The 12,849-nt window shown below is 71.8% G+C and carries 11 protein-coding genes and 1 pseudogene; 7 read left to right on the top strand and 5 right to left on the bottom strand.

The window, feature by feature from the left end; translation table 11 throughout:
* Positions 1 to 40: 40 nt before the first annotated feature.
* The gene (locus tag ACFULQ_RS45910; protein ID WP_383556856.1) at positions 41 to 256 is read right to left on the bottom strand and encodes an I78 family peptidase inhibitor; all 216 of its coding nucleotides are present in this window, start codon (positions 254 to 256) and stop codon (positions 41 to 43) included.
* Positions 257 to 622: 366 nt separating this feature from the next.
* Between ACFULQ_RS45910 and ctaD the strand changes: the two are divergent.
* Positions 623 to 2,149, top strand: a pseudogene (gene ctaD, locus ACFULQ_RS45905) (cytochrome c oxidase subunit I); the annotation flags it as partial.
* Between the two features lie 43 nt (positions 2,150 to 2,192).
* Here ctaD and ACFULQ_RS45900 read toward each other — a convergent pair.
* Positions 2,193 to 3,245: a helix-turn-helix transcriptional regulator gene (locus ACFULQ_RS45900; RefSeq protein ID WP_383556854.1), complete on the bottom strand. Its 1,053-nt coding sequence runs from the start codon at positions 3,243 to 3,245 to the stop codon at positions 2,193 to 2,195.
* A gap of 62 nt (positions 3,246 to 3,307) precedes the next feature.
* Between ACFULQ_RS45900 and ACFULQ_RS45895 the strand changes: the two genes are divergently transcribed.
* A complete protein-coding gene (locus tag ACFULQ_RS45895; RefSeq protein ID WP_383556851.1) occupies positions 3,308 to 4,441 on the top strand; it encodes an epoxide hydrolase family protein in 1,134 nt (377 codons plus the stop codon).
* A gap of 14 nt (positions 4,442 to 4,455) precedes the next feature.
* On the opposite strand, the gene ACFULQ_RS45890 is transcribed toward ACFULQ_RS45895, so the two are convergent.
* Both ACFULQ_RS45890 and ACFULQ_RS45885 read right to left on the bottom strand, forming a co-directional pair.
* Positions 4,456 to 5,748: an ABC transporter substrate-binding protein gene (locus ACFULQ_RS45890; protein WP_383556848.1), complete on the bottom strand. Its 1,293-nt coding sequence runs from the start codon at positions 5,746 to 5,748 to the stop codon at positions 4,456 to 4,458.
* The gene (locus tag ACFULQ_RS45885; RefSeq protein ID WP_383556845.1) at positions 5,717 to 6,262 is read right to left on the bottom strand and encodes a hypothetical protein; all 546 of its coding nucleotides are present in this window, start codon (positions 6,260 to 6,262) and stop codon (positions 5,717 to 5,719) included. Before ACFULQ_RS45885 ends, ACFULQ_RS45890 begins: the two co-directional genes overlap by 32 nt.
* 129 nt (positions 6,263 to 6,391) lie before the next feature.
* On the opposite strand from ACFULQ_RS45885, the gene ACFULQ_RS45880 reads away from it, so the two are divergent.
* Genes ACFULQ_RS45880 through ACFULQ_RS45870 form a run of 3 tightly spaced genes read left to right on the top strand, consistent with a single transcriptional unit; the run spans position 6,392 to position 10,430 of the window.
* The gene (locus ACFULQ_RS45880) at positions 6,392 to 6,868 is read left to right on the top strand and encodes a hypothetical protein (RefSeq protein ID WP_383556842.1); all 477 of its coding nucleotides are present in this window, start codon (positions 6,392 to 6,394) and stop codon (positions 6,866 to 6,868) included.
* Positions 6,868 to 9,765: an ATP-binding cassette domain-containing protein gene (locus ACFULQ_RS45875; protein ID WP_383556839.1), complete on the top strand. Its 2,898-nt coding sequence runs from the start codon at positions 6,868 to 6,870 to the stop codon at positions 9,763 to 9,765. Before ACFULQ_RS45880 ends, ACFULQ_RS45875 begins: the two co-directional genes overlap by 1 nt.
* Positions 9,762 to 10,430 (top strand): ABC transporter ATP-binding protein, encoded by a 669-nt coding sequence (locus ACFULQ_RS45870; protein WP_383556837.1) that lies wholly within the window; start codon positions 9,762 to 9,764, stop codon positions 10,428 to 10,430. The genes ACFULQ_RS45875 and ACFULQ_RS45870 overlap by 4 nt, the downstream gene beginning before the upstream one ends.
* Before the next feature lie 82 nt (positions 10,431 to 10,512).
* On the opposite strand, the gene ACFULQ_RS45865 is transcribed toward ACFULQ_RS45870, so the two are convergent.
* On the bottom strand, positions 10,513 to 11,154 hold the full coding sequence (locus ACFULQ_RS45865; RefSeq protein WP_383556834.1) for a transglycosylase family protein: 642 nt from the start codon (positions 11,152 to 11,154) through the stop codon (positions 10,513 to 10,515).
* A 505-nt stretch (positions 11,155 to 11,659) separates the two neighbouring features.
* On the opposite strand from ACFULQ_RS45865, the gene ACFULQ_RS45860 reads away from it, so the two are divergent.
* Positions 11,660 to 12,442 (top strand): hypothetical protein, encoded by a 783-nt coding sequence (locus ACFULQ_RS45860; protein WP_383556831.1) that lies wholly within the window; start codon positions 11,660 to 11,662, stop codon positions 12,440 to 12,442.
* 56 nt (positions 12,443 to 12,498) lie between these two features.
* A complete protein-coding gene (locus ACFULQ_RS45855) occupies positions 12,499 to 12,822 on the top strand; it encodes a hypothetical protein (RefSeq protein WP_383556828.1) in 324 nt (107 codons plus the stop codon).
* Positions 12,823 to 12,849: the final 27 nt, after the last annotated feature.

Raw genomic sequence — 12,849 nt, 5'->3', positions numbered from 1 at the left:
TCCCGAAGGAGCCGGGGCCTTCGTCGTCGTACAGGAGAACTCAGCCCTTCCAGGCCCGCGCGACGACGCCGTCCTTCACCTCGAAGTTCAGCCGGCCCGCGCGGTACTCCATCGTGATGATCGCCCCCGGCGGCAGCGACCGGACCGTCGACCAGCCCCGCTCACGCGCGATCCGTTCGGCGGCGGCGGAGTCGAGGCCGACATAGGTGTCCGGGCTGTCGTCGGGTTCGGCGGACGGTGTGGGAATGGGTGCCATGGCGCCACGCTAGGCCCTGCCCGGCAGCCACGGAAGTCCGGACCCGGCCCCCCTCCTGTCACGCTTCTGTCACAGGATCACGGTCCGCGTTTCCCTCGCGCTGCGTCACACGGACGGGCGTTTCCCTAGCCCTTCCGCGGGTATTCGAACGTGATTTCCGCGTGTCGCCCGACTTCCCCGAAAAGCCTGCGAGAAGGCTTGCCGAAGAACGTGCCGCGGCCCCTTTGCCCGCCGATACAGGACAGGCCCGGGGAAGCTGACACCGCATAAGAAATACACGGTTCCGGCACAGAACCCCCTTACGCCCCCTGTCGCCGCGCACGACGGCGCGAGCATCATGGCGTGAGCCGAGCGAAGGGGCGAGCGATGGGGACGCAGACCGTGCAGGCGACGGCACGAGCGGTGCGGACCAGGCGGCGCGGACGGCTGGTCGTGGACTGGCTGACCACCACCGACCACAAGAAGATCGGTCACCTCTATCTGATCACGTCGTTCGTGTTCTTCCTGGTCGGCGGGGTGATGGCCCTGCTGATGCGCGCCGAACTCGCCCGCCCCGGGCTCCAGATCATGGACAACCAGCAGTACAACCAGCTGTTCACCATGCACGGCACGATCATGCTGCTGCTGTTCGCGACCCCGAGCTTCGCGGGCTTCGCCAACGAGCTGATGCCGCTCCAGATCGGCGCCCCGGACGTGGCCTTCCCGCGGCTGAACATGCTGTCGTACTGGTTCTTCCTGTTCGGCGGTCTGATCGTGCTCGGTTCGCTGCTCGTCCCGACCGGCCCCGCCGCCTTCGGCTGGTTCGCCTACGCACCGCTCAACAACTCCGTGCACTCCCCGGGCGTCGGTCCCGACCTGTGGATCATGGGCCTGGCGCTGGCCGGCTTCGGCACGATCCTGGGCGCGGTCAACTTCATCACCACGATCATCGGGATGCGCGCGCCCGGCATGACGATGTTCCGGATGCCGATCTTCACCTGGAACACCCTGTTCACGTCGATCCTGATCCTGCTGGCGTTCCCGGTGCTCGCGGCCGCCCTGCTGGTCCTGGAGGCGGACCGGCGCTTCGGCTCGCAGGTCTTCGAGGCGGGCAACGGCGGGGCGCTGCTGTGGCAGCACCTGTTCTGGTTCTTCGGACATCCCGAGGTCTACATCATCGCGCTGCCGTTCTTCGGGATCATCACGGAGATCATCCCGGTCTTCAGCCGCAAGCCGATCTTCGGCTATCTGACGCTGGTCGCGGCCACGATGTCGATCACCGGTCTCTCGGTCGTGGTGTGGGCGCACCACATGTTCGTCACCGGAGCGGTGTTGCTCCCCTTCTTCTCCTTCCTGAGCTTCCTGATCGCGGTCCCGACGGGCGTGAAGTTCTTCAACTGGACCGGGACGATGATCAAGGGCTCGCTGTCCTTCGAGACCCCGATGCTCTGGGCGACCGGCTTCCTGGTGACGTTCCTGTTCGGCGGTCTGACCGGGGTGCTGCTGGCCTCGCCCCCGCTGGACTTCCATGTGTCGGACACCTACTTCGTGGTGGCGCACTTCCACTACGTCGTCTTCGGCACGGTCGTCTTCGCGATCTTCGCGGGCTTCTACTTCTGGTGGCCCAAGTTCACCGGGAAGCTGCTCGACGAGCGGCTCGGCAAGATCCACTTCTGGACGCTGTTCGTGGGCTTCCACACCACGTTCCTGGTGCAGCACTGGCTGGGCGCGGAGGGCATGCCGCGCCGGTACGCGGACTACCTCGCCGCGGACGGCTTCACCGCCCTGAACACGGTCTCGACGATCGGCGCGTTCCTGCTCGGCATGTCGACGCTGCCGTTCCTCTACAACATCTGGAAGACCACGAAGTACGGCGTGCCGGTCGAGGTCGACGACCCCTGGGGCTTCGGCCGCTCCCTGGAGTGGGCGACCTCCTGCCCACCGCCGCGGCACAACTTCACGACGCTGCCGCGGATCCGTTCCGAGTCCCCGGCGTTCGACCTGCACCATCCGGAGTACGCGGCCCTGGCTCCGCAGCCCGAGCCGAAGAGCGAGCAAGCGAGCGAGCGAGCCGGTCACGAACCGTCCTGATCGCCTCGGTCAGCTCGGCGGGCTCGATCACCTCGAACTCGAAGCCGGTCAGCACCACATGGATCACCATGACGTCGAGACTGGCGGCCCCGGTGCGCAGGACGCAGCTGCCGGGCCCCTCCGCCTCCAGCACCCCGGCGCTCGGCGAGATCTTCTCGGCGGCCTCCTCGACCGGCACCAGCAGCCGTACGACCGCGTGTGAGGCGTACGCGCGCGTGGAGACGCCTCGCGACACATAGGCGGCGAGGTCGGCGGCGGGCGGGGTGCGCGGGGTGAAGCGGGGGCCGTGCGGCGGCTTCGGGGTGATCCGGTCGACGCGGAAGGTCCGCCAGTCGTCGCGGTCGAGGTCCCAGGCGACGAGGTACCAGCGCCGCTCGCTGCACACCAGGCGGTGCGGTTCGACGGTACGGCGGCTGGCCGCGCCCCCGTGGTCGCGGTACTCGAAGCGCAGCCGCTCGGCGTCCCGGCAGAGGTGGGCGAGCTCGGTGAGGACGGCCGGGTCGACGGCGGAGGGCTGGGGACCGCGCAGCATGGGCACGGTGACGGCGTTCAGGGCGCCCACCCGGCGGCGCAGCCGGCTCGGCAGGACCTGCTCCAGCTTGGCGAGGGCCCGTACCGAGGTCTCGCCGATGCCCTCGATGCCCTGTCCGGCGGCGGTGCGCAGACCGACGGCGACCGCGACGGCCTCGTCGTCGTCCAGGAGCAGCGGGGGCAGCTCGGCGCCCGCGCCCAGCTGGTAGCCGCCGCCGGTGCCGGGGCTGGCGTTGACGGGGTAGCCCAGCTCGCGCAGCCGGTCCACGTCCCGGCGCACGGTGCGCGGGGTGACACCGAGGCGGTCGGCGAGGTCGGCGCCGGACCAGTCGCGGTGGGCCTGGAGGAGCGAGAGCAGGCGCAGCAGTCGTGCCGAGGTCTCCAACATGAAGCCGAGTCTGCCAGTCATTGCGGACAGTAGCTGTCCGCAAGCCCTCCTACCTTGGACTCATGGCAGACAACAGCGTGCACAGCCACCGGATCGACATCCCGCAGGCCCAGCTCGACGACCTGCACACCCGCCTGGACCTCACCCGCTGGCCGGACGAACTGCCGGACGCGGGCTGGGAGTACGGCGCCTCCCTGCCGTATCTCCGCGATCTCGCCGGGTACTGGCGGGGCGCCTACGACTGGCGCAAGCACGAGGCCGCCCTGAACGAACTCCCGCAGTACGTCACCGAGATCGACGGCGCCCGGGTGCACTTCCTGCACCTCCGCTCCGCCCGCAAGGACGCGCTCCCGCTGATCCTGACGCACGGCTGGCCGGGGTCGATCGTGGAGTTCCTCGGCGTGATCGGCTCCCTGAGCGAGGACTTCCACCTGGTGATCCCCTCCATCCCGGGCTTCGGCTTCTCCGGACCCACCCGTGACAAGGGCTGGAACGTCAACCGGGTCGCCCGCGCCTGGGCGGAGCTCATGCGCAGGCTGGGCTACGAGCGGTACGGCGCCCAGGGCGGCGACCTCGGCGCGCTGATCTCCCCCGCGCTGGCCCGCCTCGCCCCCGAGTCCGTCGTCGGCGTTCATGTGAACGCCGCCTCGGTGGGCTTCATCCCGCTCGGCCCGGTCGACGAGGAGGCCCGCCAGGGGCTGACCGACCGCGAGCTGAGGAGCCTCACGAGCATCGCCGACTTCACGACGGACGGCTTCGGCTACAACGTCCTCCAGTCGACCCGCCCGCAGACCCTCTCCTACGCCTTGACCGACTCGCCGGTGGGCCAACTTGCGTGGATCATGGAGAAGTTCCAGGCGTGGACGCACTCCTCGGCCGCGCTGCCGGAGGACGCGATCGACCGGGACACCCTGCTCACCAACGTGATGCTGTACTGGCTGACCGGCACGGCCGGTTCCGCGGCCCGCATGTACTACGAGAACAGCCATGTGCCGGACTGGTTCCCGACGGCGACCTCCGGGGTGCCGACCGCGGTGGCCAACTTCGGCGAGGACGTGGCGATCCGGCGCTGGGCCGAGCAGGCCAACACCGTCGTGCGCTGGACGGAGTTCGACCGCGGCGGCCACTTCGCGGCCCTGGAGGTCCCGGAGTTGCTGTCCGGTGACGTCAGGGAGTTCTTCGGCGCACTGCGCTGAGGGACACCGACAGGTCACTGCTGGTAGGACAGTTGCGGAACGTCGAAGCAGGTGTCGTTCATGTCGCCCTGGGTGACCCAGCCGCGGCCGTCCTTCCAGCGGGCCACCGAGAGGCAGGTCTCGCGGTGCTTCGGCGGCTCGGGCAGGCGCTCGAACCGGACAGGGACGAGCAGGCCGTCCGCGGTGTAGCCCTGGCTGCGGTTCATGTACGCGTCGACGCACGCGCGCGTGATGCCCTGCTCCATGCAGGACTTCGCCGCGTCCGTGAACCACATCGCGGCCGCCCAGCCCTCCAGCTGCCACTGGGAGTGCGTCCCGAGGCCCTTCGTGGCGTCCCTGAAGGCACGTACCGCCGCGCTGCCGGTGTCCTCGAAGTTCCGGCTGGACCCGGTCGCCCACAGGGCGTTGCGGCAGCGCGGGGCGTCCTTGTAGTCGTCGGGGACGGTGGAGGTCCAGCTCTGCACGGTGGTGACCTTGGCGGTGACGTCGACGCCCGCCTGGTCCATCGCCTCGCACAGCTGGGCGTTGCCATGGCTGTCGACGGCGTCGAAGACCAGGTCGACGCCCTGCTCCTTCAGATCGGCCGCCACGGCACGGAAGTTGGGCAGCGCGAAGTCGACCTGCTCGGTGACCACCTTGTAGCCCTCGGCCCGCAGCCCCTGCTCCACGAGCTCGGCGTAGGCGGCCGAGGCGGCCTGGTTGTACGACACGACAGCCGCCGTACGGGCCCCCTGCTCGCGCTTGAAGTAGCGGTAGACCTCGGTGCCGCCGTACTGCCTGCCGTCCCAGCCGGTGGTGCCGGAGCGGGGCGCGAGGCTGCCGTAGATGCCGTAGAGGTGCGGCCAGGTGTCGTAGGCGGGGCCGATGGGCTGGCCGCCGATGTCGGGCACGCGCGCGTGGGAGACGCGGGAGGCGCCCGCGTAGTCGAGGGCGGTGGTCGCGACCAGGGCGACCACCTTGTCCTCGTCGATCAGCCGGTGCACACAGGTGTTGTTGCCGACGCCGCTGCCGCCGTCGTCGCACTCGCGCACCTCGATCCGGCGGCCGTCGACGCCCCCGCGCGCGTTGAGGCGCGCGAAGTACGCCTTGGCCCCGTCGCGCGGGCCGGTGAAGGTGTCCCCGCCCACCGGGCTGGTGGCGCTGGTCACGATGCCGACGCGGATCGGGCCGGTGTCCCGGGCGGGGCCGGCGCGTTCCCGGTGCTCGAAGTCGCTCTCCGGCAGCCGGCTGCCGCACGCCGTGCCCAGGACGAGCAGCAGGACCGCGAGGGCGGCCTCAGCAGCCCGGCAGCGCCGACGCCGTGGCATTGCCGCTCAACTGCACCAGCGCGCACAGGGTGTTGACCGACACCTTCCAGGTGCCGTCCTCCTCGACCGCCGTACCCGAGGCCTTCGGCAGGGCGGTGGCACCGTTCAGGAGGAGGGTGTACGTCACGGTCGCCTGGTCCGGTTTCGTGAAGTCCACCTGGGTGACCTGCGCCTTCACCTGCCCGCCGCGCTGGTCACCGCTGAAGGCCTGGAGTACCGGCCCCATCTTGTCGCCGTCCTCCAGAACCGCCTGCTTGTCCTTGGTGGAGGTCTTCGGGTCGAAGAACTTCTCCCAGTTCGTCCTGATCTCGCTCCGGGCGGCCGCCGCGTCGGCGGGTCCGCCGGTCGAGGGGGCCGCGGACGTCGCGGGCTGTTCCACGGAAGGCGTCGGCGGCGGGCTCTCGCTGCCGCCGCCGCTGTCGTCGCTGCACGCCGTGAGGGCCACGGCGAGGACGAATCCCGCCACCAGCCCCCGGCTGCCGTTCCCCCACGTGCGGTCGCTCCCGAGAACCATCTGGCTCACCACCGGGTGTCGGTCCGGGCCATGTGCGCCCGGTGCTTTCAGGGTCAGCTTCAAGAAGGCATAGTGCAAGCGATTGGCGGACTTGCACAGCGTCAGGCACGCGACATGTGGGAGCCAGAGATGCGGACAGCCCGACTGCGGACCGTGCACCCCGTCCTGTGGGCCGGCTGGGCCGCGCTCGCCGCGGGCGCGGTGCTGTGCGTCCTCGGCTGGTACGGCGTCTCGGGCGAGCGCTGGGCCGAGCGGCAGCTGCCGTACCTCGCCTCCTGCACGGTGCCCGGCGCCGCGCTGATCGTCGCCGGGGCGGTCCTGCTCACCCACGGCCGGGGCGCGCTCGCCGCCGCGCGCGTGGAGGAGCTGTACGGCCTTCTGGTCGCCGCGGAGCCCGCGGCGGCGGAGGAGTCCACCGCGGCGGCCGGCGCGCCCCTGGCGGTCAGCGGGGACCTGCTGATGGTCCCCGGCGGCACGCTCTGGCACCGCGCGGACTGCCCGCTGGTGTCCGGGAAGGTGGAGGCGATCCCGGTGGACGCCAAACTCCTGGCGAGCGGCGAGCTGGGCCCCTGCCCGATCTGCGAGCCCGTCGAAGAAACCGACTGATGTCCTCGCTGACCTGGGACCTCACCCTCGCCGGTCTGTCGGTCGGCAGCGCGGCCGCGCTCACCGGGGTCGGCCTGATCGTGACGTACCGGGCGACCGGGGTGCTGAACTTCGCGCACGGGGCGATCGCGATGGTGTGCGCGTACGCGCTGCGGCAGTGCGTGGTGGAGTGGGGCTGGCCGCTGTGGGCCGGGGCGGTGCTGACGCTCCTGGTGCTGGCCCCGGCCCTGGGTGTGGTGCTGGAGCGTTTCGCCTTCCGGCCGCTGTCCGTGCTGGGCGGCGATCCGGCCCAGACCCTGGTGGCCTCCATCGGGGTGTTCGTGCTGCTCGTGGGCGGGGCCGCGCTGCTGTGGGGCCAGGGCGCCCGGGACGACGCCCCCGAGCTGGTGTCGGCGGACCCGTGGGGGCAGCTGGCGGTGGTCCTGGTGCTGGCCGTGGGCGTGGGCGCCGTGATCCGCGGGACCCGCTTCGGACGGGAGCTGCGGGCCGTCGTGGACGACCGGCAGCTGGCCGTGCTCGGCGGGATCGACGCCGACCGGGTGGCGGCGGCCGGCTGGGCGTTCGGGGCGTTCACGGCGGGCCTGACGGGGGTGTTGCTGGCGCCCTACGTCCGGCTGGACCCGTACGGCCTCCCCCTGCTCGTCATGGAGGTGGTGGCGGTCGCCGTGGCGGCACGGATGCGGAGTCTGCCGGTGGCCGTCCTGGTGGCGCTGGTCATCGGGGTCGCCCAGAGCCAGTTGACGAGGCTGCACCCCTCGGGCTGGGGCGAGCCGCTGCTCCAGGCGGTCGGCGCGAACCTCTTCGTCGTGGCCCTGCTGATCGCCTCGCTGGCGCTCCCCCGCGTCGGGACCCGCGACGCGCTGCCGCGTACGGCCACCGCGCGCGTGCCGACGCCTCAGGGCGCCTGGATCGTGGCGGCCGTGCTGTTCCTGCTCCCGCTGGGCTTCGCGGGCTCGGACCTGCACACGTCGGTGCAGGTGCCGGCGCTGGGTGTGGTCCTGCTGTCGCTGGTGGTGGTGACGGGCCGGGGCGGCCAGATCTCGCTCGGACAGGCGGCCTACGCGGGCCTGGGAGCCCTGTTCACGGCCCTGCTCGCCGCGGGCCGCTTCCCCGGCCTGCCCCGCCTGCCGGAACTGGCGGCCCTGGCGCTGGCGGTGCTCCTGGTGGCTCCCCTGGGCCTGCTGACCGGCTGGCCCGCGATCACCCGCCGGGGCCTGGCGCTGGCCCTCGCGACCTTCGCGGTCGGCGTCGCGGTGAGCCGCTTCGTCTTCGCCCAGCCGTACGCCACGTCCGGCCTCTCCCTGGACCGCCCCGAGGGCTTCGACGGCGACCGCGCTTACTACGTCCTGGAGCTGGCCCTGCTGACCCTGGCCCTGCTGACGACCCGCGCCCTGCGCAGGGGCCGCACGGGCAGGGCCCTGGCCGCCCTGCGCGACCACGAGCAGGGCGCGTCGGCGGCGGGCGTCAGGGTCCCCTCCCTGAAGCTCCTGGCCTTCGTGGCGGGTGCCGCCCTGGCCGCCCTGGGCGGCGGAATGCTCGCGATGGGCCTGCGCGCCTTCGACCCCGGCGCCTACGACCCCGTCCGCAGCCTCCTCTGGTTCGCGGCGGTGGTGGTCCTGGGCGCCGACAGCACCCTGGGCGCCCTGGGCGCGGCGGCCCTGCTGGTCGGCCTGGACGCCGGGGCACGCGGCGGGGTGGCGGCGGCCCTGATCGGCGTACTGGCGGTCCTGGTGGGCCGCTTCCCCGGCGGCCCGTACGAGGCCCTGCGAACACTGACGGCACGTCTGAAACCACCCCGCCCGACGGCCCTGACCCCCCTGGGCACCCAGGTGAGACAACGCCTCCAGCCAACACTCCGCGCGCCAGCAGAGCCAACGGCGCCCACAGGGGCCGACGCACCCGCCGCTGCACCCCGCTCCGGATCCACCCCAACCAGCACCGCCACCCTCACCCCGAGCGATGCCCCCACACCGGCACCGGCATCAGGACCGGCACGGTCACCCGCACCCGCACCCGCACCCGCAGGCGCACCCGCCCCGCCCCCCGACGCCGTACCCACCCCCCACCACGCCCCCGCACCCGCACCCGCACCCGCACCCGCCGACGGCGCCCCACCCCCACAGGGGCCACCCGCACCCGGCCACGAAAGCCGCACGGGTGGTGCGGGTGGGAACACCAAGGCGAACCCGGCCGCAGGCCGGGGAGTCCTCACCGCCCACGACCTCCACGCCCGCTACGACGGCTTCACCGCCCTCGCCGGAGTCGACCTGACCATCCCCCCAGGAAAGATCACCGCGATCATCGGCCCCAACGGAGCCGGAAAGAGCACCCTCTTCCACTGCCTGGCAGGAACAGTCCGCCCCACCCAAGGCCAGGTCCGCTTCCACGACAGGAACATCACCCCCCTGTCCCCCCACACCCGCACCCGCCTCGGCATCGCCCGCACCTTCCAGCAACTCGCCGTCTTCCCCACCCTGACCGTCACCGAAAACATCCAGGTAGGCGCAGAACAGGGCCACATCAAAGACCCCGAGGCAGCAGACCGCGCCCTCAGGCTGCTCACCCTCGACGGCCCCCTGCGCAACGCCCCCGCCGCCGCCCTCCCCACCGGCACCCTCCGCCGAGTCGAACTCGCCAGAGCCCTCGCCGGCACCCCGAGCGTCCTCCTCCTCGACGAACCCGCCGCCGGCCTGGACACCGCCGAGGTGACCGCCCTGGCCCGCGTCCTGAAGGCCCTCGCGGCGGACGGCACCGCCCTCCTGGTCGTCGAACACGACCTCGACCTGGTCGCCGACCTCGCGGACGTCGTGCACGTCATGACCGCGGGCCGCATCATCGCCTCCGGCCCCCCGGCCCACGTACTGGACACGCTCGACGCCCGGGAGACCGCCGTATGACAGCGAGAACAGCGAAGACAAAGACGTCCGTCTCCCTCCACCACGCGCGCGTGCGCTACGGCCCGTTGGAGGCCCTGCACGGCGTCACGCTCGTCGCCCCCGGCCCCGGCCTCACCGTCCTGCTGGGCCGCAACGGCTCCGGCCGTACGACGACGCTGCGGGCCCTGGCCGGAACCGTGCCGCTCACCGACGGCAGCGTGGTGTGGGACGGCACCGACGTGACGCGCGTACCGGCGTACGAGCGGGCCCGCCGCGGACTGTGCCTGGTCCCCGAGCGCCAGGCGGTGTTCGGTTCGCTCACCGTCCGCGAGAACCTCGAACTCGCCGCGTCCGCCCACGCCCCGGCCCTGGACGCCTACCCCCAGCTGGCCCCGCTGCTCCCCCGCCGCGCCGGCACCCTCTCCGGCGGCGAGCAGCGCATGCTCGCGATCTCCCGGGCCCTGCTCGCACGCCCCCGCGTGGTCCTCGTCGACGAACCCGCCCAGGGCATGTCCCCGACGGTGGCGACCCGCACGTACGAACTCCTCGCCGCGCTCGACGCGTGCGTGGTGGTGGCCGAACAGAGACTGCCGCCCGCGCTGCTCGGCCGGCCGGCGATCGTGTACGAACTGCGGCGCGGCGCGGTCGTGTTCGCCGGCGAGGCGGCGGAACTGCGACCGGGGTGAGCCTGCCCGGTACCCCTGTGCACCCAGAGGCCCCGCCCGGTCGGAGAACCGGACGGGGCCCGTACCCAACAGGACGCAGCCCTCAGATCTCGAGGCGTTGCCCGGGCACGATCAGGTCGGGATCGGCGCCGATGACGGCCTTGTTGCTGGCGTAGAGCCGCTGCCAGGTGGTTCCGTGCCGGGCGGCAACCTTGCTGAGCGTGTCGCCCGAGCGGACGGTGTAGTCGCCGCGGGACGCGCTGCGGTTGGTGTGGCCCTCCGAACGGGTCGGCGTCTTCGCCGGCTTGGAGGGAGCGGCCTTGGTCGAGGACGAGCCCTTGGCCGAGCCGGAGGACGCGGCGGGCGCGCTGCCGTACGCCCCGGCCCGGGCCGAGCAGGTCGGCCAGGCGCCCCACCCCTGGGCACGCTGGACCTTGGTGGCCACGGCGATCTGCGCGGACTTGGAGGCCTGGTCGGCGGTGGGCGCGTAGGCCGTACCGCCGTACGCGCGCCAGGTGCCGGCGGAGAACTGGAGTCCTCCGTAGTAGCCGTTGCCGGTGTTGATGTGCCAGTTCCCGCCGCTCTCGCACTGGGCGATGCGGTCCCACACCCCGCCGTCCGCCGCCACGGAGTTGCCGGCCGCGGCCAGCAGTCCGAGGGGGGCGAGCAGGGCGGCCCCGGCGAGAGCCGCGGTGGTCCGGGTCTTACGAGCGCTGCCGCGCGTGGTATCGGCACATTCGGACATGTGGATCCCTCTCGAACAACCCGGGGTCCCCCAAGGCGGGGCGCGCTCCCGGCACAGGGGCCGGGTGGTCGCGCTCCCGCCCCGTCCGCCGAAGATGGTGCGAAGAGCCGGCTTGTTGTGTCGGCGGACGTTCCCGGGCGGTGCTCGCTGCACACGGCGGAGGAATGTAGAGAGGGCGACCGGTCGGCATCAACCAATTCCTTGTCATTCCAGGCCAGTTCGCCGTTACCAGAGGTATCGTCGATTTCCGGACACCCACTTCATTCGCTGATTTCCTGATTTGTCGACCGAGTGCGTTATCGATCTGTGACTCAGTTCACGCAACCAACTCCCTTGCCTTTCCCTCCACTTGACACTGAGTGCCCGATTCCGCACCCGTGGTGACCCTGTGCGGTGGATGGTTCGATTCCGTTCGCCCTGGGGCGTGACTCCCGCCACAGATCGGCCGTTGTCTTCTTCATGAGCCCGGGACCCGCCCGAGCACCACATCCCGAGGGAGCCACCCGTGCCGCGCATGCTCGACGTCAGCGACGAGGTACGTGCCGAGATCGGCGACGAAGAAGCCGACCGGCTGCTCGCCGGAGAGAACGCCCCCGGCAGCTACGACTGCACGTCCTGCCGCACCCAGGGCGACTCCGAACAGGAGCGCACCAGCACCGTCCTGTTCATCGGCGACGAGACCGCCGTCCTGGCCTTCGCCCACGCCACCTGCCTGCCCTCCCAGGTCGTCCAGGTCACCGAGGAGCAGCTCCAGGGCGCGGTGAAGTCCATCACCGGTGACACCGTCGACCTGGACCCGGACAAGGTCGTACCCGAGCAGGCGGTGCTCGGGGTGACCAGCGGACTGGTCCTGATCGCCGGGGAGTTGCACCCGGCGCTGGTCGTGGAGCCGACCGGGCCGATCGTGCGGCCGGGCGGCACGGGACTCGGTGACGACTTCCTGCCGCTGCTGATCGAGCAGGGGTTCATGCCGCTGACGGCGATCGAGTCGGTGCCGTCGGTGCTGCACGGCTGGTCGGTGCTGCTGGCGGTGGGCCAGCTGCACGCGGTGCTCCAGCCGTCGGCGAACGGCGGCCAGCCGGTGGCCTGGTGGCAGGCGCACCAGCCGCTCCAGGTCACCGAGGGCTGGCGGGCCGCCGCGAACAAGCACCAGCAGGTGCTGATGTTCGCCGCCCCGGTGGGCTCGATCGGGCGCCAGCCGCGTGAGGACCTGCTGCGGGACGCCCTCGACAAGGCCGCCGCCAACGGCAAGTTGGTGGCCGCCGCGATGCCGCTGGCGGGGACGTGAAGGCACCCCTGATCACGCACCCGCATCCCTGAAGTCCCGCGGTCGTTTGGACATACGTGCACCCATACGACGCTCCGCGCCGGTTCTCCGGCGGACCATCGGCCACGCCGATCTACGACGCGCTCTACTCCGAGTACGTCAAGACCTTCCGTTCGCTGCCGGGTGACCGCAGCGGCGAGGAGGAGCTGGGCTTCACCGCGTTCGGGAACAGCCCGCACGCCTCGGGCTCGTTCAGCAGCTCGTACAGCGCCTACAGCGCGGGGGCGTTCAGTGCCCGTCAGCAGTCGCAGTGGCAGCGGGTGGGACACATCGGGCAGCAGCACACCGGGATGCACCACGTCCCGGCGGCGCTGCCGCCCGGTCCGCGCAGAGGGGTCTGAGGCATGAGTGAGGGGGCGGTCCCGGCC

Origin of the sequence: Streptomyces sp. NPDC057253, assembly GCF_042669125.1 — a bacterium.
Lineage (GTDB): Bacteria > Actinomycetota > Actinomycetes > Streptomycetales > Streptomycetaceae > Streptomyces.
This window is presented reverse-complemented; position numbering and strand designations above follow the sequence as displayed.

What these genes read in the sequence shown, in the direction of transcription:
- ACFULQ_RS45885 (WP_383556845.1), bottom strand. Translation starts at nt 6,262, where the DNA reads ATGGTTCTCGGGAGCGACCGCACGTGGGGGAACGGCAGCCGGGGGCTG.
- ACFULQ_RS45865 (WP_383556834.1), bottom strand. Translation starts at nt 11,154, where the DNA reads ATGTCCGAATGTGCCGATACCACGCGCGGCAGCGCTCGTAAGACCCGG.
- ACFULQ_RS45870 (WP_383556837.1), top strand. Translation starts at nt 9,762, where the DNA reads ATGACAGCGAGAACAGCGAAGACAAAGACGTCCGTCTCCCTCCACCAC.
- ACFULQ_RS45890 (WP_383556848.1), bottom strand. Translation starts at nt 5,748, where the DNA reads ATGCCACGGCGTCGGCGCTGCCGGGCTGCTGAGGCCGCCCTCGCGGTC.
- ACFULQ_RS45900 (WP_383556854.1), bottom strand. Translation starts at nt 3,245, where the DNA reads ATGTTGGAGACCTCGGCACGACTGCTGCGCCTGCTCTCGCTCCTCCAG.
- ACFULQ_RS45875 (WP_383556839.1), top strand. Translation starts at nt 6,868, where the DNA reads ATGTCCTCGCTGACCTGGGACCTCACCCTCGCCGGTCTGTCGGTCGGC.
- ACFULQ_RS45910 (WP_383556856.1), bottom strand. Translation starts at nt 256, where the DNA reads ATGGCACCCATTCCCACACCGTCCGCCGAACCCGACGACAGCCCGGAC.
- ACFULQ_RS45895 (WP_383556851.1), top strand. Translation starts at nt 3,308, where the DNA reads ATGGCAGACAACAGCGTGCACAGCCACCGGATCGACATCCCGCAGGCC.
- ACFULQ_RS45880 (WP_383556842.1), top strand. Translation starts at nt 6,392, where the DNA reads ATGCGGACAGCCCGACTGCGGACCGTGCACCCCGTCCTGTGGGCCGGC.